23 protein-coding genes are annotated in these 23,580 nt (G+C 72.2%); 10 read left to right on the top strand and 13 right to left on the bottom strand.

Annotation, left to right across the window (positions count from 1 at the left end; all coding sequences use genetic code 11):
- Positions 1–76 precede the first annotated feature (76 nt).
- Positions 77–1,102 (bottom strand): ATP-dependent 6-phosphofructokinase, encoded by a 1,026-nt coding sequence (locus AC02VZ_RS21865; RefSeq protein ID WP_432058461.1) that lies wholly within the window; start codon positions 1,100–1,102, stop codon positions 77–79.
- Positions 1,103–1,342: 240 nt separating this feature from the next.
- Here AC02VZ_RS21865 and pta point away from each other — a divergent pair, with 240 nt between their 5' ends.
- The 3 genes from pta to pyk all read left to right on the top strand — a co-directional run bounded on the left by pta (position 1,343) and on the right by pyk (position 6,247).
- Positions 1,343–3,487: a phosphate acetyltransferase gene (gene pta, locus AC02VZ_RS21860; RefSeq protein WP_476476182.1), complete on the top strand. Its 2,145-nt coding sequence runs from the start codon at positions 1,343–1,345 to the stop codon at positions 3,485–3,487.
- A 62-nt stretch (positions 3,488–3,549) separates the two neighbouring features.
- On the top strand, positions 3,550–4,746 hold the full coding sequence (locus tag AC02VZ_RS21855) for an acetate kinase (protein ID WP_476476191.1): 1,197 nt from the start codon (positions 3,550–3,552) through the stop codon (positions 4,744–4,746).
- A 73-nt stretch (positions 4,747–4,819) separates the two neighbouring features.
- On the top strand, positions 4,820–6,247 hold the full coding sequence (pyk, locus tag AC02VZ_RS21850) for a pyruvate kinase (protein ID WP_476476181.1): 1,428 nt from the start codon (positions 4,820–4,822) through the stop codon (positions 6,245–6,247).
- 211 nt (positions 6,248–6,458) lie between these two features.
- Here pyk and AC02VZ_RS21845 read toward each other — a convergent pair whose 3' ends face one another.
- From AC02VZ_RS21845 to AC02VZ_RS21830, 4 genes are all read right to left on the bottom strand, one after another.
- Entirely contained in the window at positions 6,459–7,817 is a 1,359-nt protein-coding gene (locus AC02VZ_RS21845) for a hypothetical protein (protein WP_476476180.1), read from the bottom strand.
- The gene (locus tag AC02VZ_RS21840) at positions 7,807–8,376 is read right to left on the bottom strand and encodes a DUF6114 domain-containing protein (RefSeq protein ID WP_476476179.1); all 570 of its coding nucleotides are present in this window, start codon (positions 8,374–8,376) and stop codon (positions 7,807–7,809) included. Before AC02VZ_RS21840 ends, AC02VZ_RS21845 begins: the two co-directional genes overlap by 11 nt.
- 119 nt (positions 8,377–8,495) lie before the next feature.
- Entirely contained in the window at positions 8,496–9,131 is a 636-nt protein-coding gene (locus AC02VZ_RS21835) for a DUF6230 family protein (protein ID WP_432058465.1), read from the bottom strand.
- Positions 9,132–9,944: 813 nt separating this feature from the next.
- Positions 9,945–10,925 carry a tetratricopeptide repeat protein gene (locus AC02VZ_RS21830; protein ID WP_476476178.1) on the bottom strand — a complete coding sequence of 327 codons (981 nt, stop codon included), beginning with the start codon at positions 10,923–10,925 and terminating at the stop codon, positions 9,945–9,947.
- Between the two features lie 259 nt (positions 10,926–11,184).
- Between AC02VZ_RS21830 and AC02VZ_RS21825 the strand changes: the two genes are divergently transcribed.
- Positions 11,185–11,808, top strand: a complete 624-nt coding sequence (locus AC02VZ_RS21825) for a TetR/AcrR family transcriptional regulator (RefSeq protein WP_432058467.1) — start codon at positions 11,185–11,187, stop codon at positions 11,806–11,808.
- Positions 11,809–11,908: 100 nt separating this feature from the next.
- Here AC02VZ_RS21825 and AC02VZ_RS21820 read toward each other — a convergent pair whose 3' ends face one another.
- Positions 11,909–13,609: an acyl-CoA mutase large subunit family protein gene (locus AC02VZ_RS21820; protein ID WP_432058468.1), complete on the bottom strand. Its 1,701-nt coding sequence runs from the start codon at positions 13,607–13,609 to the stop codon at positions 11,909–11,911.
- 95 nt (positions 13,610–13,704) lie between these two features.
- On the opposite strand from AC02VZ_RS21820, the gene AC02VZ_RS21815 reads away from it, so the two are divergent.
- Complete coding sequence (locus tag AC02VZ_RS21815; RefSeq protein WP_432058469.1) at positions 13,705–14,046, top strand: DUF3817 domain-containing protein; 342 nt, start codon at positions 13,705–13,707, stop codon at positions 14,044–14,046.
- A gap of 22 nt (positions 14,047–14,068) precedes the next feature.
- Here the strand turns inward: AC02VZ_RS21815 and AC02VZ_RS21810 are convergent, their stop codons facing one another.
- The 4 genes from AC02VZ_RS21810 to AC02VZ_RS21795 form a co-directional block, all read right to left on the bottom strand.
- Positions 14,069–14,545 (bottom strand): hypothetical protein, encoded by a 477-nt coding sequence (locus AC02VZ_RS21810; protein ID WP_476476177.1) that lies wholly within the window; start codon positions 14,543–14,545, stop codon positions 14,069–14,071.
- Between the two features lie 156 nt (positions 14,546–14,701).
- On the bottom strand, positions 14,702–15,211 hold the full coding sequence (locus tag AC02VZ_RS21805) for a MarR family winged helix-turn-helix transcriptional regulator (RefSeq protein WP_403641917.1): 510 nt from the start codon (positions 15,209–15,211) through the stop codon (positions 14,702–14,704).
- Between the two features lie 341 nt (positions 15,212–15,552).
- The gene (locus AC02VZ_RS21800; RefSeq protein ID WP_432058471.1) at positions 15,553–15,867 is read right to left on the bottom strand and encodes an MTH1187 family thiamine-binding protein; all 315 of its coding nucleotides are present in this window, start codon (positions 15,865–15,867) and stop codon (positions 15,553–15,555) included.
- Positions 15,864–16,208 (bottom strand): DUF3817 domain-containing protein, encoded by a 345-nt coding sequence (locus AC02VZ_RS21795; RefSeq protein ID WP_432058472.1) that lies wholly within the window; start codon positions 16,206–16,208, stop codon positions 15,864–15,866. The genes AC02VZ_RS21800 and AC02VZ_RS21795 overlap by 4 nt, the downstream gene beginning before the upstream one ends.
- A 174-nt stretch (positions 16,209–16,382) precedes the next feature.
- On the opposite strand from AC02VZ_RS21795, the gene AC02VZ_RS21790 reads away from it, so the two are divergent.
- The 4 genes from AC02VZ_RS21790 to AC02VZ_RS21775 all read left to right on the top strand — a co-directional run bounded on the left by AC02VZ_RS21790 (position 16,383) and on the right by AC02VZ_RS21775 (position 19,036).
- On the top strand, positions 16,383–17,015 hold the full coding sequence (locus tag AC02VZ_RS21790; protein ID WP_476476176.1) for an AIM24 family protein: 633 nt from the start codon (positions 16,383–16,385) through the stop codon (positions 17,013–17,015).
- A 1-nt stretch (position 17,016) separates the two neighbouring features.
- Positions 17,017–17,667, top strand: coding sequence for an AIM24 family protein (locus AC02VZ_RS21785; RefSeq protein ID WP_476476175.1), 651 nt, complete (start codon positions 17,017–17,019; stop codon positions 17,665–17,667).
- Positions 17,664–18,464, top strand: a complete 801-nt coding sequence (locus AC02VZ_RS21780) for an AIM24 family protein (protein ID WP_476476174.1) — start codon at positions 17,664–17,666, stop codon at positions 18,462–18,464. The genes AC02VZ_RS21785 and AC02VZ_RS21780 overlap by 4 nt, the downstream gene beginning before the upstream one ends.
- Before the next feature lie 95 nt (positions 18,465–18,559).
- A complete protein-coding gene (locus AC02VZ_RS21775) occupies positions 18,560–19,036 on the top strand; it encodes a MarR family winged helix-turn-helix transcriptional regulator (RefSeq protein WP_432058475.1) in 477 nt (158 codons plus the stop codon).
- Between the two features lie 307 nt (positions 19,037–19,343).
- Here the strand turns inward: AC02VZ_RS21775 and AC02VZ_RS21770 are convergent, their stop codons facing one another.
- Together AC02VZ_RS21770 and AC02VZ_RS21765 are read right to left on the bottom strand one after the other, a co-directional pair.
- Positions 19,344–20,807, bottom strand: coding sequence for a sensor histidine kinase (locus AC02VZ_RS21770; protein ID WP_476476173.1), 1,464 nt, complete (start codon positions 20,805–20,807; stop codon positions 19,344–19,346).
- Positions 20,804–21,535, bottom strand: a complete 732-nt coding sequence (locus tag AC02VZ_RS21765) for a response regulator transcription factor (protein ID WP_432058477.1) — start codon at positions 21,533–21,535, stop codon at positions 20,804–20,806. Before AC02VZ_RS21765 ends, AC02VZ_RS21770 begins: the two co-directional genes overlap by 4 nt.
- 144 nt (positions 21,536–21,679) lie before the next feature.
- On the opposite strand from AC02VZ_RS21765, the gene AC02VZ_RS21760 reads away from it, so the two are divergent.
- Positions 21,680–22,351, top strand: coding sequence for a PepSY domain-containing protein (locus tag AC02VZ_RS21760; protein ID WP_476476190.1), 672 nt, complete (start codon positions 21,680–21,682; stop codon positions 22,349–22,351).
- A gap of 246 nt (positions 22,352–22,597) precedes the next feature.
- Here the strand turns inward: AC02VZ_RS21760 and meaB are convergent, their stop codons facing one another.
- Positions 22,598–23,554 (bottom strand): methylmalonyl Co-A mutase-associated GTPase MeaB, encoded by a 957-nt coding sequence (gene meaB, locus AC02VZ_RS21755; protein ID WP_476476189.1) that lies wholly within the window; start codon positions 23,552–23,554, stop codon positions 22,598–22,600.
- Positions 23,555–23,580: the final 26 nt, after the last annotated feature.

The raw sequence follows: 23,580 nt of genomic DNA, 5'->3' as shown, positions 1-23,580 counted from the left end.
CGTCCGGGGCCGTCCCTCCGGGTCCGCCCCGGGCGGACGTCCGGCCCGTGCTGTCGGGGGGCCCGTCCAGAAGCCCCTAGAAGACCGACTCGGCCTCGTCCATGCGGTCCGTCGGCACCGTCTTCAGCTCGGTGACCGCCTCGGCCAGCGGGACCATCACGATGTCCGTGCCGCGCAGCGCGGTCATCCGCCCGAAGTCGCCCCGGTGCGCGGCCTCCACCGCGTGCCAGCCGAAGCGGGTCGCGAGCACCCGGTCGTACGCCGTCGGCACACCGCCGCGCTGGACGTGACCGAGGATGACCGGCTTGGCCTCCTTGCCCAGGCGCCGCTCCAGCTCGCGGGCCAGGGCCGTGCCGATGCCCTGGAAGCGCTCGTGGCCGAACTGGTCGATCTCGCCCTTGCCGTAGTCCATGGTGCCGTCGGCGGGGTGGGCGCCCTCGGCGACGCAGATGACCGCGAACTTCTTGCCCCGGGCGAAGCGCTCCTCGACCATCTTGACGATCTGCCCGGGGTCGAAGGCCCGCTCGGGCAGGCAGATGCCGTGGGCGCCGGCGGCCATGCCGGACTCCAGGGCGATCCAGCCCGCGTGCCGGCCCATCACCTCGACGACCATCACGCGCTGGTGGGACTCGGCGGTGGTCTTCAGACGGTCCATCGCCTCGGTGGCGACGCCGACGGCGGTGTCGAAGCCGAAGGTGCGGTCCGTGGAGGAGATGTCGTTGTCGATGGTCTTGGGCACGCCGACCACCGGCAGGCCCGCGTCCGACAGCATGCGCGCCGCGGTGAGGGTGCCCTCGCCGCCGATCGGGATCAGGGCGTCGATGCCGAAGTCGCGGATCATGTCCGAGGCGTTCTCGCACGCCTCGCGGAGCCGGTCCCGCTGCAGGCGGGACGAGCCGAGGATGGTGCCGCCGCGGGCCAGGATGCCGCTGACCGCGTTGAGGTCGAGGGTGCGGTAGCGGCCGTCGAGGAGACCGGCGTAGCCGTCCTCGAAGCCGATGACCTCGTCGCCGTAGTTGTCGACGGCCCGGTGCACGACGGACCGGATCACTGCGTTCAGCCCCGGGCAGTCGCCGCCTGCGGTGAGAACTCCGATGCGCATCGTGCTGTGTCTCCTGGTCGCTGTCGATACCGGTGAGCCAACCCCGATTGTTTCATGCCGCGCGGCGGACCGGTCCTCCCCGGGCCGGACGCCCCTCCCGGCCGGGCCGGACGGAGGGGCGTCCGGCCGGGCGGCGAGGGTACGGTCAGGAGGGCTGTCCCGTTCGCCGCCCGGCTGGTTCCGGGCGCTCCGGGGCGGCCCCGGAACCACCGCCGACACCCGACGGAACGGAGAGCGCGCGTGACCCGCAGCGTGTACGTGACCGGCATCGACCGCGGCGACGGCCGCCAGGTCGTCGAACTGGGAGTGATGGAGCTCCTGACCCGGCAGGTCGACCGCGTCGGCGTCTTCCGTCCCCTGGTGCACGACGGTCCGGACCGCCTGTTCGAGCTGCTGCGGGCCCGCTACCGGCTCACCCAGGACCCGGCCACCGTCTACGGCATGGACTACCACGAGGCGTCGACGCTCCAGGCCGAGCGGGGCACCGACGAGCTGGTGTCGACGCTCGTCGACCGCTTCCACCGGGTCGCCCGGGACTACGACGTCGTCCTGGTCCTCGGCACCGACTACGCCGACACCCAGTTCCCGGACGAGCTGTCCCTCAACGCCCGGCTCGCCAACGAGTTCGGCGCCTCGGTGATCCCGGTCGTCGGCGGGCGGCGGCAGACCGCCGAGTCGGTGCGCGCCGAGACCCGCAACGCCTACCGCGCCTACGACACCCTCGGCTGCGACGTGCTCGCCGTGGTGGTCAACCGGGTGGCCCCCGAGGACCGCGACGAGATCGCCGAACGGCTCACCACCCGGCTGCCGGTGCCCTGTTACGTCGTCCCGGACGACCCCGCGCTGGCCGCGCCCACCGTCTCCCAGATCGCGCAGACGCTGGGCGCCCAGGTGGTCCTCGGCGACGACTCCGGGCTGTCCCGGGACGCCCTGCACTTCGTCTTCGGCGGCGCGATGCTGCCCAACCTGCTCGCCGCGCTGCAGCCCGGCAGCCTGGTCATCACCCCCGGCGACCGCGCCGACCTGGTGGTGGGGGCGCTCGCCGCGCACAGCGCCGGGACGCCGCCGATAGCGGGCGTGCTGCTCACCCTCGACGAGGTGCCCGGCGAGGCGATCCTCACCCTCGCCGCCCGCCTCGCGCCCGGCACCCCGGTGCTGTCGGTGCCCGGCAACAGCTTCCCCACCGCCGAGCAGCTGTTCTCCCTGGAGGGCAAGCTCAACGCGGCCACCCCGCGCAAGGCGGAGACCGCGCTCGGCCTGTTCGAGCGGTACGCCGACACCGGGGAGCTGAGCCGCCGCGTCTCCGCGCCCAGCAGCGACCGGGTCACCCCGATGATGTTCGAGCACTCGCTGCTGGAACAGGCCCGCTCCGACCGGCGGCGGGTGGTGCTGCCGGAGGGCACCGAGGAACGGGTGCTGCACGCGGCCGAGGTGCTGATGCGCCGCGGGGTGTGCGACCTGACGCTGCTCGGGCCGGTGGACGGCATCCGCAAGAAGGCCGCCGACCTGGGCATCGACCTCGGTGACGCGCAGCTGATCGACCCGGCCGTCTCCGAGCTGCGGGAGGCGTTCGCCGCCCGGTACGCGGGGCTGCGGGCGCACCGGGGCGTCACCGAGGAGCTGGCGTACGACGTGGTCTCCGACGTGAACTACTTCGGCACCCTGATGGTCCAGGAGGGCCTGGCCGACGGCATGGTGTCCGGGTCGGTGCACTCGACGGCGGCGACCATCCGGCCCGCCTTCGAGATCATCAAGACCCGGCCGGACGCCTCGATCGTCTCCTCGGTCTTCTTCATGTGCCTGGCCGACAAGGTGCTGGTCTACGGCGACTGCGCGGTCAACCCGGACCCGGACGCGGAGCAGCTCGCCGACATCGCCGTGCAGTCGGCGGTCACGGCGGCCCGGTTCGGGGTGGAGCCGCGGATCGCGATGCTGTCGTACTCGACGGGCACGTCCGGCTCCGGCGCGGACGTCGACAAGGTGCGCCGGGCGACCGAGCTGGTGCGCGCCCGCCGGCCCGACCTGAGGATCGAGGGGCCGATCCAGTACGACGCGGCCGTGGAGCCGTCGGTGGCCGCGACCAAGCTGCCGGACTCGGAGGTCGCCGGGCAGGCGAGCGTGCTGATCTTCCCCGACCTGAACACCGGCAACAACACCTACAAGGCGGTGCAGCGCTCGGCCGGGGCGATCGCCGTCGGCCCGGTGCTCCAGGGCCTGCGCAAGCCGGTCAACGACCTGTCCCGGGGGGCCCTGGTGCAGGACATCGTCAACACCGTCGCCATCACGGCGATCCAGGCCCAGTCCCCGTCCGAGAGCCCGTCCGAGAGCCCGGCGAAGCACGCGTCCGACGACGCGTCCGACAACGAAGAGGCGTCCCACCCGTGAGTCCGTCCCGTCCCTCCTCCTCCGTCCCGTCCGGCGGGAGCCGCCCGGCCGGTCCGGCCCGTGTGCTCGTCCTCAACTCCGGCTCGTCGTCGGTGAAGTACCAACTCCTCGACATGGGCGACGGCGCCCGGCTGGCCACCGGTCTGGTCGAGCGCATCGGCGAGCGCACCTCGCTGGTCCGGCACGTGCCGCTGGCGACGGGCGGCGCTCCCCGGGAGCGCACCGGCCGGATCCCCGACCACGAGGCCGCGCTGAAGGCGATGGCCGAGGAGATGGCCGAGGACGGGCTGGGGCTGGACTCACCCGACCTGGCCGCCATCGGGCACCGGGTGGTGCACGGCGGGCTGCGCTTCACCGAGCCGACCCTGATCGACGACGCCGTGTGCGCCGAGATCGAACGGCTCATACCGGTGGCCCCGCTGCACAACCCCGCCAACCTCACCGGCATCCGGACCGCGCGCGCCCTGCGCCCCGACCTGCCGCAGGTGGCCGTCTTCGACACCGCGTTCCACACCACGATGCCGGAGGCGGCGGCCCGCTACGCGATCGACGTGAAGACCGCCGACGAGCACCGGGTGCGCCGCTACGGCTTCCACGGCACCTCGCACGCCTACGTCTCGCGGGAGACGGCGCGGCTGCTCGGGAAGGCGCCCGAGGAGGTGAACGTGATCGTGCTGCACCTGGGCAACGGGGCGTCCGCCTCGGCGGTGCGGGGCGGGAGGTGCGTCGACACCTCCATGGGGCTGACGCCGCTGGAGGGCCTGGTGATGGGTACGCGGTCCGGGGACATGGACCCGGCCGTCATCTTCCACCTGATGCGGGTGGGCGGCATGTCCGCCGACGAGATCGACACGCTCCTGAACAAGCGGAGCGGTCTGGTCGGGCTGTGCGGGGACAACGACATGCGGGAGATCCGGCGCCGGGTCGACGAGGGCGACGAAGAGGCGAAGCTCGCCTTCGACCTCTACATTCACCGACTGAAGAAATACATAGGTGCCTATTGCGCCGTCCTCGGACGGGTGGACGCGGTGGCCTTCACCGCCGGCGTGGGCGAGAACTCGGCCCCGGTGCGGGAGGCTGCCGTTCAGGGCCTGGAAGGGCTCGGCCTGGCGGTCGACGGCGCGCGGAACGCGGCGCGCGGTGACGGGGCGCGGCTGATCTCGCCCGAGGGTGCGCGGGTCGCGGTCGCCGTGGTACCGACGGACGAGGAAAGGGAGATTGCCACGCAGACCTACGCCCTGGTCGGAAAGAACAATTGAGCGTCGCCTTTCTCATTTGTATTTTCCGCCAGACGGAATATTCCGGAGCGAAACAAACGGATAGGATCGCCCCATGCGCCGTTCGAAAATCGTCTGTACCCTCGGCCCCGCGGTCGACTCCCACGAGCAGCTCGTCGCCCTGATCGAAGCCGGCATGAACGTGGCCCGCTTCAACTTCAGCCACGGCACCCACACCGAGCACCAGGGCCGGTACGACCGTGTCCGGGCCGCCGCCAAGGAGACCGGCCGGGCCATCGGTGTGCTCGCCGACCTCCAGGGCCCCAAGATCCGTCTGGAGACCTTCGCGGAGGGTCCCGTCGAGCTGGTGCGCGGTGACGAGTTCACCATCACCACCGAGGACGTCGCGGGCGACCGGACGATCTGCGGAACCACCTACAAGGGCCTGCCGGGCGACGTGAACCGCGGCGACCAGGTACTGATCAACGACGGCAACGTCGAGCTGAAGGTGCTGGACGTCGAGGGCCCCCGGGTGCGGACGATCGTCATCGAGGGCGGTGTCATCTCCGACCACAAGGGCATCAACCTGCCCGGCGCGGCTGTGAACGTGCCGGCGCTGAGCGAGAAGGACATCGAGGACCTGCGGTTCGCGCTGCGGATGGGCTGCGACCTGGTCGCGCTGTCCTTCGTCCGGGACGCCAAGGACGTCGCCGACGTGCACCGCGTCATGGACGAGGAGGGCCGCCGGGTCCCCGTCATCGCCAAGGTCGAGAAGCCGCAGGCGGTGGAGAACATGGAGGACGTCGTGATGGCGTTCGACGGCGTCATGGTCGCCCGTGGCGACCTGGCCGTCGAGTACCCGCTCGAGAAGGTCCCCATGGTGCAGAAGCGCCTGATCGAGCTCTGCCGGCGCAACGCCAAGCCGGTGATCGTGGCGACCCAGATGATGGAGTCGATGATCACCAACTCCCGCCCGACCCGCGCCGAGGCGTCGGACGTGGCCAACGCGATCCTGGACGGCGCGGACGCGGTCATGCTGTCGGCCGAGTCGAGTGTCGGCGCCTACCCGATCGAGACCGTGCGGACCATGTCGAAGATCGTCCAGGCGGCCGAGCAGGAGCTGCTGTCCAAGGGCCTGCAGCCGCTGGTGCCGGGCAAGAAGCCGCGCACCCAGGGCGGTTCGGTGGCCCGCGCGGCCTGCGAGATCGCGGACTTCCTGGGCGGCAAGGGCCTGGTGGCCTTCACCCAGTCCGGCGACACGGCCCGCCGCCTGTGCCGCTACCGGGTCGCGCAGCCGATCCTGGCGTTCACCACCGACGAGTCCACCCGCAACCAGCTCGCGCTCAGCTGGGGCGTGGAGCCGCACGTGGTGCCGTTCGTGAACAGCACCGACGAGATGGTCGACCTGGTGGACCAGGAACTGGTCAAGCTCAACCGCTTCGGCGAGGGCGACGTCGTGATCATCACGGCCGGCTCGCCCCCCGGTGTCCCCGGCACCACCAACATGGTGCGGGTGCACCACCTCGGCGAGGCGACCTCCTGAGCGTGACGCGGCCGTACGACGCCGACGGCGCCCCCGGTGATCGGGGGCGCCGTCGGCGCGTGTGCGGGGTCCGCGGCAGGGGTCGGCGGGCCTGGAAGGGCACGGCCCCGGACACCGTCGTCGGGTGTCCGTCCGCCGCGCGGCGCCCGGCACGCGCTCTCGCCGCACGGCCCGCCCTCCGGGCGGACGACGGGAGGGTGACGGCCGGCCGTCAGTCCACGAACTGGTGCAGCCCGGGGATGTGCAGGGTCCCGCCGAACTGGCCGGCCTGCTGCACCGTGACGTCGGTGAAGTAGATCAGCGGGATGTTCAGCGGCGGCGGGTGCTCCGGGTCGAAGGTGATGGGGATCAGCCCGAGCAGCTTCCCGGAGATGCTCTCCGTGTACATGATGGTGTCGCCGTCGCGGATCGTGGACGTCGAGCCCTTCGCCGCCTGCACGTGGTAGGTCTTGCCGGACTGCTTGTCCTCGACCGTCTGGTGCAGGTCACCGATGTCGGTGCCGCCGGAGACCACGTACTTCAGCACCTTCTTGGTGCTGCCGTCGGCCGTGCGCACCTGGACGATGCCCTTGTAGTCGGCGCCCTTCAGCAGCAGCGAACTGGCGTTGAGGAACCAGGGATCGTCGGGCAGCGGCACCGTGTTGTCGACACCGCCCTCGGCGTCCGTGGCGACCGGGCAGTCCTCCAGGTCCGTGCCGGACGACTCGGACGGGCTCGGCGACGGGGTGGCCTCGGCCTCCGGGGTCCCGGTGGCCTCCTCCTCCGGCTCGCCGGACTCCTCGGCCGCACCGCCGGCGCCCTGGTCCGCCCCGGCCGGATCGCCGGCGGCCTCCTCGGACGCGCCCGGCTTCCCGGCGGACGGGTCCGCCGTCCTCGCGGCGGACTCCTTCGCGGCACCGGCCGGGTCCTCGGCCGGGTCGCCGCTCGCGGACGGGGCCGGACTCTCCTCGGCCTCCTCGTCCTTGTCCTTGGGGGTGAAGGCGTCCTTGAGGGCGTCGCCGATCTTCTCCAGGACGTTGCGGTCGGTCTCCGACGGGGAGGGCTCCGGCTCGGCCGGCGCCCCGGTCTCCTCGGCGTTCGCGGACGGGGCGGGAGCGGGCTCGGCCTTGTCGTCGGAACCTGAATCCGGCGAAGAGGCACCGCCCTTCCGCGCGCCCGTCTCGGCGCCCTTCCCGTCCCCGACGGCGGACGCGGCGGGCTCGCCGGTGTCCTCCGCGGGCGCGTCGGTGGCGCTCGCCGAGGGGGACGGCGTGGGCGAGGCGGAGGCGTCGTCGCCGTCCTTCTCGTCCTGGTCGCCCTCCTTCTCGGCCTCCTCCAGGGCCGCCAGACAGTCCTTGAACTCGTCGGCGGTCAGGCTCCGGGAGGTCGGCTGGTCGTCCGCCTGCGCGAGCGTCGGAGTGAACCCCATGCCCATCAGGACGGCGGTCGGCATCGCCGCGATGGCTATCGCCTTGCCCGCCGGCATGTGGAAGCGGGTGAACAGCGGCTTCCTGGGTGCCGCGTGCCGCGGCCCGGTTCTCGCGCGGGACTTCTCCGCGTCGGACCCGCGGGTCGCCTCGTCAGCCGGCACTGTGCCTCCCGTTCGCCCCGTTCCCCGGGCTCGTTCCTGACAGATCGTTCGGCTCGCCCACCGCCGCGGGGCCCTCGGCCGGCGGCAGGGCCGTGGTCTCGTCCGCCGCGGCCTCCGGGGCGGACTCCGTGACCCCGCGGTCCGCCGGCGGCTGCTCCGCGGGCGGCACGCCGGGCGCCCAGGCCACGGCCATCGCTCCGCCGATCAGGGCGAGCAGGAAGCCGATGAGGAAGCCGCCGAAGTTGGACACGGGGATGGACACGAGCCCGAGGAGGATCGCCGCGACTCCCGCGAAGACCCGGACGTGCTTCTGGAACCAGAGGCTGACGCCGAGGACGACGAGCAGCACGCCGATGATCAGCGACCCGGCGCCCGCCGTGGTCGCCATGGCGAGCGTCAGGTGTCCGATCTGGAGGTTGGCGTACGGGAAGTAGGCGATGGGGAGTCCGGCGAGCAGGACGAACAACCCGGCCCAGAACGGCCGTTCGCCCCGCCAGGCGCGGAACTGCAGCCTTCGGCGGGTGAACTGGCCGGTGGCGGCAGGAGTCTCGGCGCTCATGGAAAACAGCTCCCTGGTACGGCATTGCTGTGGTGGTGATGTGCGCCGCGCGTGACCACGCGCGGCGGGAAGGTGGACGGGCGGGGGCGCCACCGGCTCCCCCGCCCGTCAAGGAGTGCTTAGTAGCACTCCTTGACACCCGTCGAGAGCGACATCTTCAGGCCGCTGAGCTTGAAGGTTCCGGCGGTGGTCGCCCACGCCGTCTGCTTCACGTCCTTCAGGACGGCCTTGTCGGCCTGCTGGGCGAACCCGTACGGGTTGGCCTGCTCGCTGCCGCCCTTCATGCCCGGACCCTTGTTGGCGTCCTTGGCGGCCACACCGATGTCGATGTTCGTGAACGTGGCATCGGCGTTGAGGTCGGCGACGTCGATGTACAGGTTCTCGGCCTCGACCGGCTGAGCACCGTCACCGGCGCGCAGGATCAGGCTGACGTTCCCGAGCACCGGGATGTTCGGGGTGACGACCGACTGGCACAGGCTCTTGATGGTCGCCGACTTGAACGCCGAGACCGCGACGGGGTGGACCGTCTTCTTGCCGGTGAGGGTGTACCCCTCGTCAAGGGCGCCGTACTGCGAGAAGCCCGTACCGACGAGCTCCTTCGTGGTGACCTTGAACGACTGGCCGGACACGCTGAACGAAGCGGCGAGAGCACCCTGCGCGAGGGCGACACCTATCGCTGCCGTGGCGGCCACGCTGGGCACCATGACCACAGCGAACCGCTTCCATCTGGTCCCGCCACGCACCTGGGACTCCATATTTCCTCCTTCTCGGACGTACATCTCCTGTCCTGACGCGCCGCCAGTGGGCGGACGGCCGGACAGGGATGGGAGAAGTGCTACGTCCTCGGAAGGGGAGCGCCCGCACTCGGCGGCGCACTTGGCGCCCGAATCACCGGCGATCACCCCCGAGCGACAACCACTGGTCGCGCCTGACACGTATCACGCACAACCTGCTGGACAGGCTTCGCCGGCTGGACGAAGACCCCCCTGTCCAAGAGCCGGTGGCGACGGCCGCCGGCCCTGCTCGGTGGGGACCCAGGATCTCCCTGACCCGACCGGCTGCCGGGGGGAGGGAAGGGACCGAGCGTCGCCGATCGTGGTGCATTCTCGCCGCCCGCACAAGGGGGTTCGTTACTCGCTAGTAACGGCCGGATAACCGCGGGACGACCCAGCGGCCCCGTCCGGCGACGCTGGGTGTCCTGGCGGGGGCGCACAAAACTATTGATCGATGGACAGAAACCGACAGACCGGAGCCCGCGACTTACTCGCAGTAACAGCCGGCACGATTGCCAAGTTTTGGCAAAACGAGGTCGCACGGACACCCGTCGGCCAGTCTTCCCCTCGGGCACCACGGGCCCGGAACCGGACAATTCATCCGTCCGGCCCGGGTGCCCGGTCGATCGGCCCGCCGGGCCCGCTCGGCCCGCCGGGTCCGACCAGTGCGATCAGTCCGATCGAAGCGATCAGTGCGACCGGTCCCGCCGGTCCGACCCGTGCGCTCAGTACCGCACGACCCGATCAGCACGACCCGATCAGCCCCGCTCGACCGATCCGTCCGCTCGTCGCCGCTCAGAACAGGGCGCGGGCCAGCGCCCTGCGGGCCGCGGTCACCCGCGGATCCTCCGCGCCGACGACCTCGAACAGCTCCAGCAGGCGCACGCGCGCCGCCTCCCGCTCGTCGCCCGCCGTCCGGCCGACCGTCTCGATGAGGCGGCCGAAGGCGTCCTCCACGTGACCGCCCACCAGGTCCAGGTCGGCGGCGGTGATCTGCGCCCGGGCGTCGCCCGGCTTCTCGGCCGCCTCGGCGCGCACCTTCTGCGGGTCCAGGCCCTGCACACGCTGGAGCAACTCGGCCTGCGCCAGGCCCAGCTTGGCCTCCGGGTGACCGGGGTCCTCGGCGAGCACGTTCCGGTACGCCTGGACGGCACCGCCCAGGTCACCGGAGTCCAGCGCCTGCACGGCCGCCTCCAGGAGGGCGTCGTACGGCCCCGCCGGCACCTCGGCCGCGGCCGGACCGGAGGCACCGCCCGGCTCGGCCTCGGGGTCGACGGTGAGGCCGGTCAGGCCGAAGCGCTGCTCGGCGACCTGCACCAGCTGGTCGAGGGTCTGACGGATCTGCGCCTCGCCGGCGGCGCCCTGGAAGAGTGGCAGGGCCTGCCCGGCCACCACCGCGAAGACCGCGGGGATGCCCTGGATGCCGAACTGCTGCATCAGCATCTGGTTGGCGTCGACGTCGATCTTGGCGAGGAGGAAACGGCCGTCGTACTCGACGGCGAGCCGCTCCAGGACGGGGCTGAGCTGCTTGCAGGGCTCGCACCACTCGGCCCAGAAGTCGATGACGACCGGGACCTCGGTGGAGCGCTGCAGGACGTCGCGTTCGAACCCGGCCTCGTCGACGTCGATGACGAGGTCGGCCGGGGAGACGGCACCCCCGCCACCCTGCCGGGCCGCTTCGGCGCGCGCCTGCTCCGCCTTCGCCTTGGCCTCCTGGGCCGCCTTCACCGCGGCGAGGTCGACGACCCCGCTCATGGACATGTTCCGTGGCTGCATGGGTCTATCCTCCCCCGTACCGCGCGTGCGTGTGAAAAGCGCCCGGAAAGCCAGGCGTACGTGTGCTGTTGGGCGCCGGGTCCCCACCCCGCGCCCGGTGGGCCCCTCGGGGCCCCGGGTGGTCGTCGCTCGGGCGCGCCGGTCTGCGCGCGCTTTCGCTACGGGTCGTAGCGTAACGGTACGGGGGCGGCGCGGAGTAGCCCCGCGCGGTGATCTCTCTCACGGACGCACGGAACCGGCCGGTGGCTAAGGTCGTGCCATGCAGAGCCGCACCCCCGCCGCCCGCACCGGGCGTCCGCGCAGCGCCGACGCGGACGCCGCGATCCTGGCCGCCACGCGTGCGGCCCTGGTCGAGCTCGGCTGGTCGCGGCTCACCCTGGGGAACGTCGCGGCCCGTGCGGGGGTCGCCAAGACCACCCTCTACCGCCGCTGGGCGGGCAAGAACGAACTGGTCGTGGACGCGGTCGCGGAACTCTTCGACGAGCTGTGCCTGCCCGACCGCGGTTCGCTGGCCGCCGACATCGAGGGCGTGGTGCACCAGTTCGCCGCCATCCTGGCCCGCCCGGAGGCCCGCAGCGGGCTGATGGCGGTGGTCGCCGAGGCCACCCGGGACGAGGCGCTGCGCGAGCGGATCCGCTCCTCGATCGTCGAGCGGCAGAAACGACTGGTGCGCACCGGGCGGGCGCGGGCGCAGGCCCGGGGCGAGCTGCCGCCCGAGACGGACCCGGAGCAGTCCGCCCGCACGGTGGACCTGATCTTCGACATGGTGGCCGGTGCCGTGGTGCACCGGACCCTGGTGAGCGCGGCGCCGGCCGACGGGGAGTGGGTGCGGTCCTTCACCCGGGTCATGCTGTCGGGCCTGGCCGCCGCCCCGGCCGCGTAGGCGGAGCCGACGGACCCCGCGTCCCGCCGGGAGCCGGACGGCGCGGGCGGAGCCGGCGGCGCCCGCCCCGGCCCGTGTCAGGAGGGCTCAGTGGAGACTCCTAGAAACCCGCCGGCTCGGTGTAGACGCCCCACTCGTCCCGCAGCACCCCGCAGATCTCGCCCAGGGTGGCCTCGGCCCGTACCGCGTCCAGCATCGGTTCGATCATGCCTGCACCGGAACGCGCCGCCGCGACCATCGCGTCCAGGGCCGAGCGGACCGCCGCGTCGTCCCGCGCCGCCCGGCGCTCGCCGAGGGCGCGCACCTGCTCGCGCTCCACCTCGTGGCTGACCCGCAGGATCTCCAGGTCCCCGGTGACCGACCCGGTGTGGACGTTGACACCGACGACCCGCTTGTCGCCCTTCTCCAGCGCCTGCTGGTAGCGGAAGGCGGACTCGGCGATCTCGCCGGTGAACCAGCCGTCCTCGATGCCGCGCAGGATGCCGGAGGTGACCGGCCCGACCGGGTGCCGCCCGTCCGGGTGGGCCCGCAGGCCACGCTCCTTGATCTGCTCGAAGATCTTCTCCGCGTCGGCCTCGATGCGGTCGGTGAGCTGCTCGACGTACCAGGAGCCCCCCAGCGGGTCGGCGACGTTGACGACGCCGGTCTCCTCCATGAGCACCTGCTGGGTGCGCAGGGCGATCTCGGCGGCCTGCTCGCTGGGCAGGGCGAGGGTCTCGTCGAGGGCGTTGGTGTGCAGCGAGTTGGTCCCGCCGAGCACGGCGGCCAGCGCCTCCACGGCCGTGCGCACGACGTTGTTGTACGGCTGCTGGGCGGTCAGCGAGACGCCGGCGGTCTGGGTGTGGAACCGCAGCCACTGCGCCTTCTCGCTGCGCGCGCCGTACACGTCCCGCATCCAGCGCGCCCAGATGCGCCGGGCGGCACGGAACTTGGCGATCTCCTCGAAGAAGTCGACGTGCGCGTCGAAGAAGAAGGACAGCCCGGGCGCGAAGACGTCGACGTCCAGCCCGCGGCTGAGCCCCAGCTCCACGTATCCGAAACCGTCGGCGAGCGTGTAGGCGAGCTCCTGCGCGGCCGTCGCCCCGGCCTCGCGGATGTGGTAACCGGAGACGGACAGCGGCTTGTAGGCGGGGATGCCGGCCGCGCAGTACTCCATCAGGTCGCCGATCAGGCGCAGGTGCGGCTCCGGCGGGAACAGCCACTCCTTCTGCGCGATGTACTCCTTGAAGATGTCCGTCTGGAGCGTGCCGTTGAGCACGGCGGGGTCGACGCCCTGCCGCTCGGCGGCGACCAGGTACATGCAGAAGACGGGCACCGCGGGCCCGCTGATGGTCATCGACGTCGTCACGTCACCGAGGGGGATGTCCCGGAACAGGACCTCCATGTCGGCCGCGGAGTCGACCGCCACCCCGCAGTGCCCGACCTCGCCGAGGGACCGCGGGTCGTCGGAGTCGCGGCCCATCAGGGTCGGCATGTCGAAGGCGACGGACAGTCCGCCCCCGCCGTTGCGCAGGATCGTCCGGTACCGCTCGTTGGTCTGCTCGGCGTTGCCGAACCCCGCGAACTGCCGGATGGTCCACGTCCGCCCCCGGTAGCCGGTCGGGTACAGCCCCCGGGTGAAGGGGAACTCCCCGGGCCACCCGATCCGCTCGAACCCCTCGTAGGTGTCGCCCGGCCGGGGCCCGTAGACCGGCTCCACCGGATCCCCGGACAGGGTGGTGAAGTCGGCCTCCCGCTTCCGCGCGCTGTCGTACCGGGCCTGCCAGCGCCGGCGGCCCTCTTCGATGGCGTGAGCGTCCATACCGTCGAATTTACTAGGACGTCCTACTAAAGGACAGCGGTGCACGCCAGGACGGGTGTACGGAGGCCGACACCGCACCGGCTACCCTCGGGGCCATGAAGAAGAGCGTCCTGACCCGCTACCGGGTGATGGCCCACGTCACCGCCGTCCTTCTGGTCCTGCTGACCGTGGGCGTGATCGGCAAGCGCCTGCTGGGCATGAGCAGCTTCGACGGCTTCGTCACCGTGGTCGGGATCGCTCACGGCTGGCTGTACGTGCTGTACCTGATCTTCGCCTTCGACCTCGGCAGCAAGATGAAGATGCCGGTCGGACGCCAGCTGTGGGTGCTGCTCGCCGGCACCGTCCCCACGGCGGCCTTCTTCGTCGAGCGGCGCGTGACCCGCGAGGCGGAGCCGCTGATCGCCAAGGACGCCGACGCCACTCCCGCGACGGCCTGACCTCCGCTTCGGCGACACCACCTCACTTGGTGATGTAGTGGCACTGCGTGGTCCGCAGCGTGCCGTTGATGTGGAGCTTCGCGCACGCCTTTCCGTACGAGGGCAGGGTCCGCGCTCCGGCCCGCCGCAGCGGCGCGCCGTCGCAGTCGGCGTGCGTCGCCCCGCGTGAGGTCCGGTACGTCCTGCCGTGGGTGTCGGCGTAGGCGAAGTCGATCCGCCAGTTGCAGAACCGGGAGAAGGTCGCCGCGACGCCGATGCAGTCGACGCCCGCGAGCTGGCTGGTGATCCGTTTCCCGGAGCCGGAGATGGCGTGGGTCAGGAAGCAGCCGACGGGCACCGTCACCGTGGCCCCCCGCACCTGGTACGAGAACGTGCCGATCGCACTGGACCCGGTGGCGCCCGCATGAGCCGCACCCGCCGTGCCCAGGGTCGCCAGGCCGCAGAGTGCGAGCACGGTGACGGAGGCGGACAGACGACGGACGATACGGCGAACACGCATGCGAGGGCTCCCTGACGATCGGCGTGGAGGCCGGCCTTCCGCTTGAAGGCCGGTTGCCAGGATCCCAGCGCGGGAGAAGTGCCCGAGCGTTTCTGCGGCTCGTGAGCGCCGGAGCCCACCGTCAAGGAGTAGGCGGCACCCCTGGTTGACGTGACGTCAATCCCCCTCGAAGTCCCCCGCCGCCAGTCGCAGGGGGCGCAGGATGGCGAAGAGTTCGGTGCACTCCTCGGCGTCGTAGGCGCTCAGGCCGAAGTCCATGGCCATCAGGTCGCGGGTGGCGGACTCGACGACCTCGCGCCCCTTGTCCGTGATGGCCGCCAGGGTGCCGCGGCCGTCGTTGGGGTTGGGACGCTTGGCGACCAGGCCCGAGCGGACCAGGCGGTCCACCGTGTTCGTCACGGACGTGGGATGCACCATCAGCCGCTCGCCGATCTTGGACATCGGCAGTTCGCCCGACTTGGAGAAGGTGAGCAGCACCAGCGCCTCGTAGCGCGCGAAGGTGAGCCCGTAGGGCTTGACCACCGCGTCGACCTCGGCCAGCAGGATCTGGTGCGCGCGCATGATCGACGTGATCGCGGCCATGGAGGGCACGTTTCCCCAGCGCTGCTTCCAGAGTTCGTCGGCGCGGGCGATGGGATCGAACGAGAGACTGAGCGGCTTCGGCACGGTGCCGACCCTATCGGCCGGTCATATGGCGGTCAGCTCCGTCTCGCGCTTCGGTCGCCCTCGCCTCGCCCCCGGCGTGGAGCGAGCGCCCGGCGACGGCCCGACGGACGCGGCCCCGCCGCTCCGGCGCACGTGGGTGTCCCGGTGGCCGCGCGCGAGGACCTCGGCCCGGTGGTCCAGCGGGTGCTTGCCCGGCACCGTCCGCGACGGGTGGGGCGCCCCAGGGCGCGGGGCGGGGTGTCGGAACGGGCGTCACCCGCTCGTGGGCCGGCCCGTGACCGCGCCCCCGGCGGCCCCGGGCCGGGCCATGTCGGGTCGGGCGGGCCGCCCCGCGGGCCGGGTCAGGCCCGGTCGGCTCCGCCGGGGGCGGTCAGGTGCCGCTCCACGGTCTCGACCTTGGAGGTCAGCCCGTCGCTCACCCCGGGCCGGATGTCCGCCTTGAGGACCAGGGAGACCCGGGGCGCCCGCGCCTCGACGGCGGCCACCGCGCGCCGCACCACGTCCATCACCTCGTCCCACTCGCCCTCGACGGAGGTGAACATCGCGTCGGTGCGGTTCGGCAGCCCGGACTCGCGGACCACCCGCACGGCGTCGGCGACGTACTCCCCCACGTCCTCGCCGACCCCGAGCGGGGTCACGGAGAAGGCGACGATCACGCGCTCACGACTCCCTCGGTGCGGGCGCGGGAGGCGATGACGGCGTCCTCGGCCTCGCGCTTGAGCCGGCGCTCGGCGAAGAAGCCGCCGGTGGGCAGGACCATCATCAGGAAGTAGAAGACGGCCGTCTTCAGCGACCACTTGGCGCGGTTCCAGGCGTCGGCCCAGAAGATCAGGTAGAGCACGACCAGGAGGCCGTGGATCGCGCCCATGACCGGGACCGCGTTGAAGTCGGTGGTCCGCTTCAGGACCGAGCAGACGAGCAGGACGAGGAAGGAGATCGCCTCGGGGCCCGAGACCAGGCGGAGTCGGCGGAGGGCGGCGGCGGTCTTGAGGTCCACGGGTCACCTTCGATGGGAGAGACGTCGGCGTCGACGGTCTGACGATTTGTGAACGCACGCACAAGCGTGCCCCCATTCTGGCAAACGTCCTCCGCGATCGACGGACGGGGTCCACCGGGAGCACACGGACCTGTCCGGAAGGGGAGAAGTCCGGCTACGGTCACCGACGTGGCGATGTTCCGACTTCAGAGCAGCAAGGTGCTCGCCGTCGACATGACCGGGGATGCCGTGAAGGCGAAGAACGGCTCGATGGTCGCGTACGACGGCGAGATGACGTTCAAGAAGCTCACCGGGGGCGGCGAGGGCATCCGGGGCATGGTGACCCGGCGGCTGACCGGTGAGCAGATGACGGTGATGGAGGTGAAGGGCAACGGGACCTGCTGGTTCGCCGACCGGGCCGCCGAGATCACGCTCGTCGGGCTCCAGGGCGACACGCTCCACGTCGAGTCGAGCAACCTGCTCGCGACGGACACCGGGCTGCGCACCGGGACCACCTTCACCGGGCTGCGCGGAGCCTCGCAGGGCAACGGGCTGTTCACCACGACGGTCGAGGGGCACGGCCAGGTGGCGGTCATGTCGGACGGGCCGGCGGTCCTGCTGCAGGTCAGCCCCCAGTACCCGCTGACGGTCGACCCCGGCGCGTACGTGGCGCACCGGGGGAACCTGCGGCAGTCGCTGCAGTCCGGTGTGACCTTCCGCACGCTGCTGGGCGAGGGCGGCGGCGAGGCGTTCCAGATCCGCTTCGAGGGCGACGGTCTGGTCTACGTGCAGCCCAGCGAGCGGAACACGATCGCGGGAGACGTGTGACATGGGTTTCGAGGAGATCAACTCCAAGATGATCCGGGCGACGGTGACGCCCGGCCGGAGACTGTTCAGCCAGCGCGGCGCGATGCTCGCCTACCAGGGGGACGTCTCCTTCACCCCCAACCTGACCGGCGGCCAGGGCGGGGTGCGGTCGATGATCGGACGGCGGGTCACGGGCGAGGCGACGCCGCTGATGACCGTCGAGGGCAGCGGCACCGTGCTGTTCGGGCACGGCGGCCACCACATCCAGGTGATCAACCTCTCCGGCGACACCCTCTACGTCGAGGCGGACCGCCTGCTGGCCTTCGAGGGCACGCTGGAACAGGGCACCGTCTTCCTCGGCTCGCAGGGCGGCGTGATGGGCGTGGTGCGGGGCCAGGTCTCCGGGCAGGGGCTGTTCACCACCACCCTGCGCGGCCACGGCGCCGTCGCCGTCATGGCCCACGGCGGGGTCATCGAGGTCCCGATCACCCCGCAGCGGCCCGTGCACGTGGACCCGCAGGCGTACGTCGCCCACCACGGTGACGTACGCAACAGGCTGTCGACCGCCCTCGGCTGGCGGGACATGATGGGCCGCGGCTCGGGCGAGGCGTTCCAGCTGGAGCTGAGCGGCAGCGGTGCGGTCTACGTCCAGGCCTCGGAGGAGAAGCTGTGAGCACCCACCCCACCCCGGGCGCCGGTCCGACGGTGTTCGACCCGACGACCCTGCCGTCCGACGACAACGTCGACCCCTACACGTTCTGCGTGGAGCTCACCGGGAGCCAGTGGTTCCTGCAGAAGGGGAAGATGATCGCCTACTACGGGTCGATCGATTTCAACGGCATCGGGCACGGCCGGCTCGACCGACTTGTCCGCACCTCGTTCCATTCGCCACTGCACGCGAGCGACTGGGTCGTGGCGGAGGGCTCGGGCAAGATGCTGCTCGCCGACCGGGCCTTCGACGTCAATTCGTACGACCTGGAAGACGGCAACCTGACCATTCGCTCCGGCAACTTGCTCGCTTTTCAGCCAAGTCTGTCGCTGAAGCAATCGATCGTGCCGGGTTTCCTGACCCTGATCGGAACCGGAAAGTTCGTGGCCGCGTCCAACGGTCCGGTGGTGTTCATGGAACCGCCGGTCCGGGTGGACCCGCAGGCGCTGGTCGGCTGGGCCGACTGCCCGTCTCCGTGCCACCACTACGACCACGGCTACCTGACGGGCGTGATGGGCGGTCTACGTGCGATGACGGGCCTCGGCGGAGCGTCCGGCGAGGAGCACCAGTTCGAGTTCGTGGGGGCCGGGACGGTGCTGCTGCAGTCCTCGGAGACCCTGATGCCCGAGCAGGCCACGGGGGCGCCGCCGGCGCAGCCGGGGGTGCCCGGAGGCGGTGGTTCCGGCGGGGCCGGACCCGCGTCGGGCGGACCGCGCCTTCCCGGACAGCTCGGAGACCTCCAGCGTCGCTTCGGACTGTGAGCGGTAGTCTGCGGAGTGTGACATCGAACGCGTGCACGCAGTCACACGGAACCCCTCACTAGTTCGTCTTTCAACTTCTTAGGTAGACTGCATACATGGAGACCGAGACGGCCACGCGCTGGCTGAGCGATGCGGAGCAGTGTGCCTGGCGCACTCATCTGGAAGTCAACAAACTGTTGACCTACCAGCTGGAGAAGGACCTGCAGCCGTTCGGCCTGACGATGAACGACTACGAAATCCTGGTGAACCTCTCCGAGTCGGAGGACCGCCGGATGCGGATGAGCGACCTCGCCTCCGCCACCCTGCAGTCCAAGAGCCGGCTCTCGCACCAGATCACCCGCATGGAGAACGCGAACCTGGTCCGCCGCGAGAACTGCGAGTCGGACCGCCGGGGCCTGTACGCCGTGCTGACCGAGCACGGCATGGAGACCATGCAGAAGGTCGCGCCGCACCACGTGGCGTCCGTGCGGCGGCACTTCATCGACCTGCTCGCCCCCGAATCCCTGACCGAACTCGACAAGGCGCTCAAGCCCATCGCGGAGCACCTGCGCGGGCAGCGCGGGCGCCCCTGACCAGGGTCCTCGGGCAGCGCGGGCGCCCCTGACCAGGGTCCTCGGGCAGCGCGGACGCCCCTGACCAGGGTCCTCGGGCAGCGCGGACGCCCCTGACCAGGGCCCTCGGGCAGCGCGGACGCCCCTGACCAGGGCCCTCGGGCAGCGCGGGCGCCCCTGACCTGGGCCACCCCCGGCCGCTCCCGGACACCCCGGCAGCCGCCGCACGCCGCGCCCCGGCCGGCGGCCCGGCCAGGGCCTGAGGCCCTGGCCGCCCCTTCCCGTCGACCGCCCGCCCGCACGGCAGGCGCGAAGGTGACGCCGGGCCTCAGGCCCCGGCCAACGGCAGGCGGAGCTCGAACAGGGCTCCGCCCGTCGGCGCCTCCCCGACCGTGAGCGTTCCGCCGTGCCGTGCGGCGACGTCCCGGGCGATGGCGAGGCCCAGACCGGCACCGCCGTCGTCGCGGCTGCGGGCGGCGTCCAGGCGGACGAACCGTTCGAAGATCCGCTCACGGTCCGCCTCGGGCACGCCCTCGCCGTCGTCCGCGACGGCCAGCACCGCCCAGCCGTCCTCCCGCCGCACCGTGACGGTCACCGTCTCGCGGGCGTGCCGGCGTCCGTTGTCCAGCAGGTTGGTGAGCACCCGGGCGAGCTGCCCCTGCGAGCCGGCCACCTCGGCGGGCTCCGTCCGCGGCACCACCACACCGGTCCGTCCCGCCGCCTCCTCCCGCACCAGGGCGGCCAGATCGACCCGGGTGTCCGAGGGCCGCTCCCCCGCGTCCAGCCGGGCCAGCAGCAGCAGGTCGGCGGCCAGGTGCTGCAGCCGCACGGTGTCCTCCACCGCGCCGTCCAGATCGAGCAGCTCGGGGTGGGCGGCGGCCACCTCCAGCTGGGTGCGCAGGGACGCGATCGGGCTGCGCAGCTCGTGCGACGCGTCCGCGACGAACCGGCGCTGGCGCTCGACGGCGGCCTCCAGGGCGGCGAGCGTCTCGTTGGTGGTGCGGGCGAGCCGGGCGATCTCGTCGTGCGTGTCCGGCTCCGGCACCCGGCGGGTGAGGTCCTCCGACGCGGTGATCGCGGCCATCTCCCGGCGGATCCCGGCGACCGGCCGCAGCGCCCGCCCGGTGACCAGCCACGTCACCACGGCGACCAGCCCGGACAGCAGCGGGACACCGATCAGCAGCGCCGTGCGCGCCGTCCGCACGGCGCTGTGCTCGGCGGCCAGCGGACCGCCCGCGTGGACGGTGAGGCGCTCCCCCCGCGGGGTCATCACGTCGACGGCCGCGTACCGGTAGTCCTCCGTGTCCCCGTCGATCGTCGCGGAGCCGTTGGTGAAGGTGACCTCCTGGCCGGTCTCGCCGGGCTCCAGGGACTCCGCGGAGTCGCGCCCGCCGTCCGAGTCGTCATCGTCGTCATCGTCATCGTCGTCGTCATCGTCGCCGTCGCCGTCGCCGGGGACGGACTCGGCGGGCCGTGGACGCACCTCGGAGGTCGTCGTGCCGCTGATGCGCTCCAGGTCCTGGGTCCCGGCGACGAGCCGCCCGTCCTCGTCCACGACCTGCACGGGACGGTCGTCGCCGTCCAGCCCCGACAGACCGTCGTACGGCGTCCCGGCGGCCAGCTCGGCCGCCACCGCGCGGGCGGAACGCTCCGCCTGGGTGCCCGCCTCCCCGATCAGGTTGGAGCGCAGCGACAGGACCAGGGCCACGCCGGCGGCGGCGAGGGCCACGGCGACCACCAGGGTGGCGCCGAGCGTCGCCCGGCCCCGGACCGAGCCGAACAGCAGGTTCATGACGAGGTCTCCAGCCGGTACCCGGCCCCGCGCACGGTCCTGATCAGGCCCGGGCGCAGCTTGCGGCGCAGGGCGCTGACGTAGACCTCGACGATGTTCGGGTCGCCCTCGTAGGCGAAGTCCCAGACGTGCTCCAGGATGTCCGCCTTGGACACCACCTCCCCGGCCCGCAGCACCAGCTGCTCCAGCACCGAGAACTCCTTGGCGGTGAGCGTCACCTCGTCCTCGCCCAGGAAGACCCGGCGGGCGGCGGTGTCCACCTTCAGGTCCCCGTGCACGTGCACCGGGGAGGCCCCGGCGGCCTGCCCGCGGCGGCGCAGCAGCGCCTTCACGCGGGCGACGAGGACGACGTAGGAGAACGGCTTGGTCAGATAGTCGTCCGCACCCGTGTCCAGCCCCTCGGCCTCGTCGTACTCGCCGTCCTTGGCCGTGAGCATCAGGATCGGCACGTCGTGGCCGGCGGCGCGCAGCGCGGCGCAGACCCGGTAGCCGTTCAGGCCGGGCAGCATGATGTCGAGGATCACCAGGTCGTGGATGCCCTCGGAGGCCCGGTGCAGCCCCTCGTTGCCGTCGTGGACGACGTCCACCGCGTAGCCCTCGGCCATCAGGCCCCGGGCGAGGGACAGGGCGAGACGCTTCTCGTCCTCCACGATCAGCAGTCGGGTGGGACGGCGCGGAACGCCTCCGGCGAGGGGGTGAGGGACGGCGGGCGGGACGGGTGGGCGCATGCGTACGAGGGTCGCAGAGCGAAGCTGAAGAGATCTTCAGGGGGCTTCAGGTTCCTCTCAGCGTCGATGGGCGACATTGAGGACGTCGAACAGCGCCAAAGCGAGCGACTCGACGTCAAGCATGACCACTGGGGAGGAACCAGCATGAAGCGCAACATCGTGATCGCCGTCGTCACGGCCGCGGCCCTCGTCGGGGGAGGCACCGCGACGGCCATCGCGGTCGCGGGGGACGACGCGCCGGCCACGCGGCAGGCGGACACCCGCGACGACGACCGCACGGACGACCGGGACGACCGCGACGACCGGGACGACGACCGCGACGAGGTCCGGGCGGCCTCCGGGAAGGTGACCGCGGCCGACGCCATCGCCGCCGCCCTGAAGCACCGCCCCGGCACCGCGGTCTCCGCCGAGCTGGACGACGAGGACGGCCGGAACGCGGACCGCCGGACGGTCTGGGAGGTCGACGTGCTGACCGGCTCCGACGCCTGGTACAGCGTGCGGATCGACCCGGCCACCGGCAAGGTGCTGGGCTCGGAGCGGGACGACGACGACTCCGACGACACCGCCGAGGTGCGGGCCGCGCTGAAGGGCGCCTCGGTCTCCGCGCAGGACGCCGCCCGGGCCGCCGCCGCCCAGGGCACGGTGACCTCGGTGGACCTGGAGGACGACGACGAGCGGGGCTGGGAGGTCGAGACCACGAACGCCCGCGGCGCCGAGAAGGACTGGCACGTGGACCGGAAGAACGGCAAGGTCACCGCCGACCGGGACGACGCCTCCGACCGCTCGGACGATGACGACGACGACGCCGACGACTGAACCGGGCCCGACGCGACGACTGAACCGGCCGGACGCACCCTTCCGGACGGACGCACCCTCCGGACGGACGCACCCTCCCGGCCGGACGCGCCACGACCACGTGACTCAGTGATCACGTGGCCCGGTGCCCGCGTGACCGCGTGACCGCGTGGCCCGGTGCCCGTCCGGCCCGGTGACCACGTGACAGGGGCGGTGGCGGGGAGAACCCCGCCACCGCCCCTCACGTGTTCCGTGACCGGCGTCCGCTCAGCCCTCGGTCAGGCCGGCCACCAGCTCGTCCGCCGCGCGGTACGGGTCCAGCTCGCCGGCCGTGATGCGGTCCGCCAGGGCGCCCAGACGGCGGTCGCCGTGCAGGTCGCCGATGCGCTCCCGCAGGGCCGTGACCGCGATGGTCTCGACCTCGCGGGAGGCCCGGGCCCGCCGGCGTTCGGCCAGCACGCCCCGCTCCTCCATCCAGGCGCGGTGCTTCTCCAGGGCCTCGACGACCTCGTCGACGCCCTCCGACCGCGAGGCGACCGTCTTGACGATCGGCGGGCGCCAGTCGCCGGGCTTGCGGGCCTCGCCGAGGCCCAGCATGTGGTTCAGCTCCCGGGCGGTGGCGTCCGCGCCGTCCCGGTCGGCCTTGTTGACCACGTAGACGTCGCCGATCTCCAGGATCCCGGCCTTGGCCGCCTGGATGCCGTCGCCCATGCCCGGTGCCAGCAGCACCACCGAGGTGTCGGCCTGGGAGGCGATCTCCACCTCCGACTGGCCGACGCCCACCGTCTCCACCAGCACCACGTCGCAGCCCGCCGCGTCCAGCACCCGGATGGCCTGCGGCGCGGCCCAGGCGAGGCCGCCCAGGTGGCCGCGGGTGGCCATGGAGCGGATGTAGACGCCCGGGTCGGAGGCGTGCTCCGACATCCGGACCCGGTCACCGAGCAGCGCGCCCCCGGAGAACGGCGAGGAGGGGTCGACGGCCAGGACACCGACCCGCCGGCCCTGCCTGCGGTACGCGCTCACCAGTGCCGACGTGGAGGTCGACTTGCCGACCCCGGGCGAGCCGGTGAGGCCGACGACGTAGGCGTTGCCGGTCAGCGGCGCCAGGGCCGCCATGACCTCCCTCAGCTGCGGGGACGCCCCCTCCACCAGGGAGATCAGCCGGGCCACGGCCCGCGGCCTGCCCTCCCTGGCCTGGGCCACCAGAGTGGAGACGTCCTGCATCACAGCTCCGTTCACGAAAGACGACC

The sequence above is a fragment of the Streptomyces sp. 3-6 genome (assembly GCF_056323165.1).
Note: the sequence above shows the minus strand (reverse complement) of the source record. Positions and strands in the feature narration are given on the sequence as shown.

Coding starts and splice junctions, on each gene's coding strand:
- AC02VZ_RS21865 (WP_432058461.1), bottom strand. CDS start 1,102: ATGCGCATCGGAGTTCTCACCGCAGGCGGCGACTGCCCGGGGCTGAAC.
- pyk (WP_476476181.1), top strand. CDS start 4,820: ATGCGCCGTTCGAAAATCGTCTGTACCCTCGGCCCCGCGGTCGACTCC.
- AC02VZ_RS21840 (WP_476476179.1), bottom strand. CDS start 8,376: ATGAGCGCCGAGACTCCTGCCGCCACCGGCCAGTTCACCCGCCGAAGG.
- AC02VZ_RS21835 (WP_432058465.1), bottom strand. CDS start 9,131: ATGGAGTCCCAGGTGCGTGGCGGGACCAGATGGAAGCGGTTCGCTGTG.
- AC02VZ_RS21830 (WP_476476178.1), bottom strand. CDS start 10,925: ATGCAGCCACGGAACATGTCCATGAGCGGGGTCGTCGACCTCGCCGCG.
- AC02VZ_RS21825 (WP_432058467.1), top strand. CDS start 11,185: ATGCAGAGCCGCACCCCCGCCGCCCGCACCGGGCGTCCGCGCAGCGCC.
- AC02VZ_RS21820 (WP_432058468.1), bottom strand. CDS start 13,609: ATGGACGCTCACGCCATCGAAGAGGGCCGCCGGCGCTGGCAGGCCCGG.
- AC02VZ_RS21815 (WP_432058469.1), top strand. CDS start 13,705: ATGAAGAAGAGCGTCCTGACCCGCTACCGGGTGATGGCCCACGTCACC.
- AC02VZ_RS21810 (WP_476476177.1), bottom strand. CDS start 14,545: ATGCGTGTTCGCCGTATCGTCCGTCGTCTGTCCGCCTCCGTCACCGTG.
- AC02VZ_RS21790 (WP_476476176.1), top strand. CDS start 16,383: ATGTTCCGACTTCAGAGCAGCAAGGTGCTCGCCGTCGACATGACCGGG.
- AC02VZ_RS21785 (WP_476476175.1), top strand. CDS start 17,017: ATGGGTTTCGAGGAGATCAACTCCAAGATGATCCGGGCGACGGTGACG.
- AC02VZ_RS21775 (WP_432058475.1), top strand. CDS start 18,560: ATGGAGACCGAGACGGCCACGCGCTGGCTGAGCGATGCGGAGCAGTGT.
- AC02VZ_RS21770 (WP_476476173.1), bottom strand. CDS start 20,807: ATGAACCTGCTGTTCGGCTCGGTCCGGGGCCGGGCGACGCTCGGCGCC.
- AC02VZ_RS21765 (WP_432058477.1), bottom strand. CDS start 21,535: ATGCGCCCACCCGTCCCGCCCGCCGTCCCTCACCCCCTCGCCGGAGGC.
- AC02VZ_RS21760 (WP_476476190.1), top strand. CDS start 21,680: ATGAAGCGCAACATCGTGATCGCCGTCGTCACGGCCGCGGCCCTCGTC.
- meaB (WP_476476189.1), bottom strand. CDS start 23,554: ATGCAGGACGTCTCCACTCTGGTGGCCCAGGCCAGGGAGGGCAGGCCG.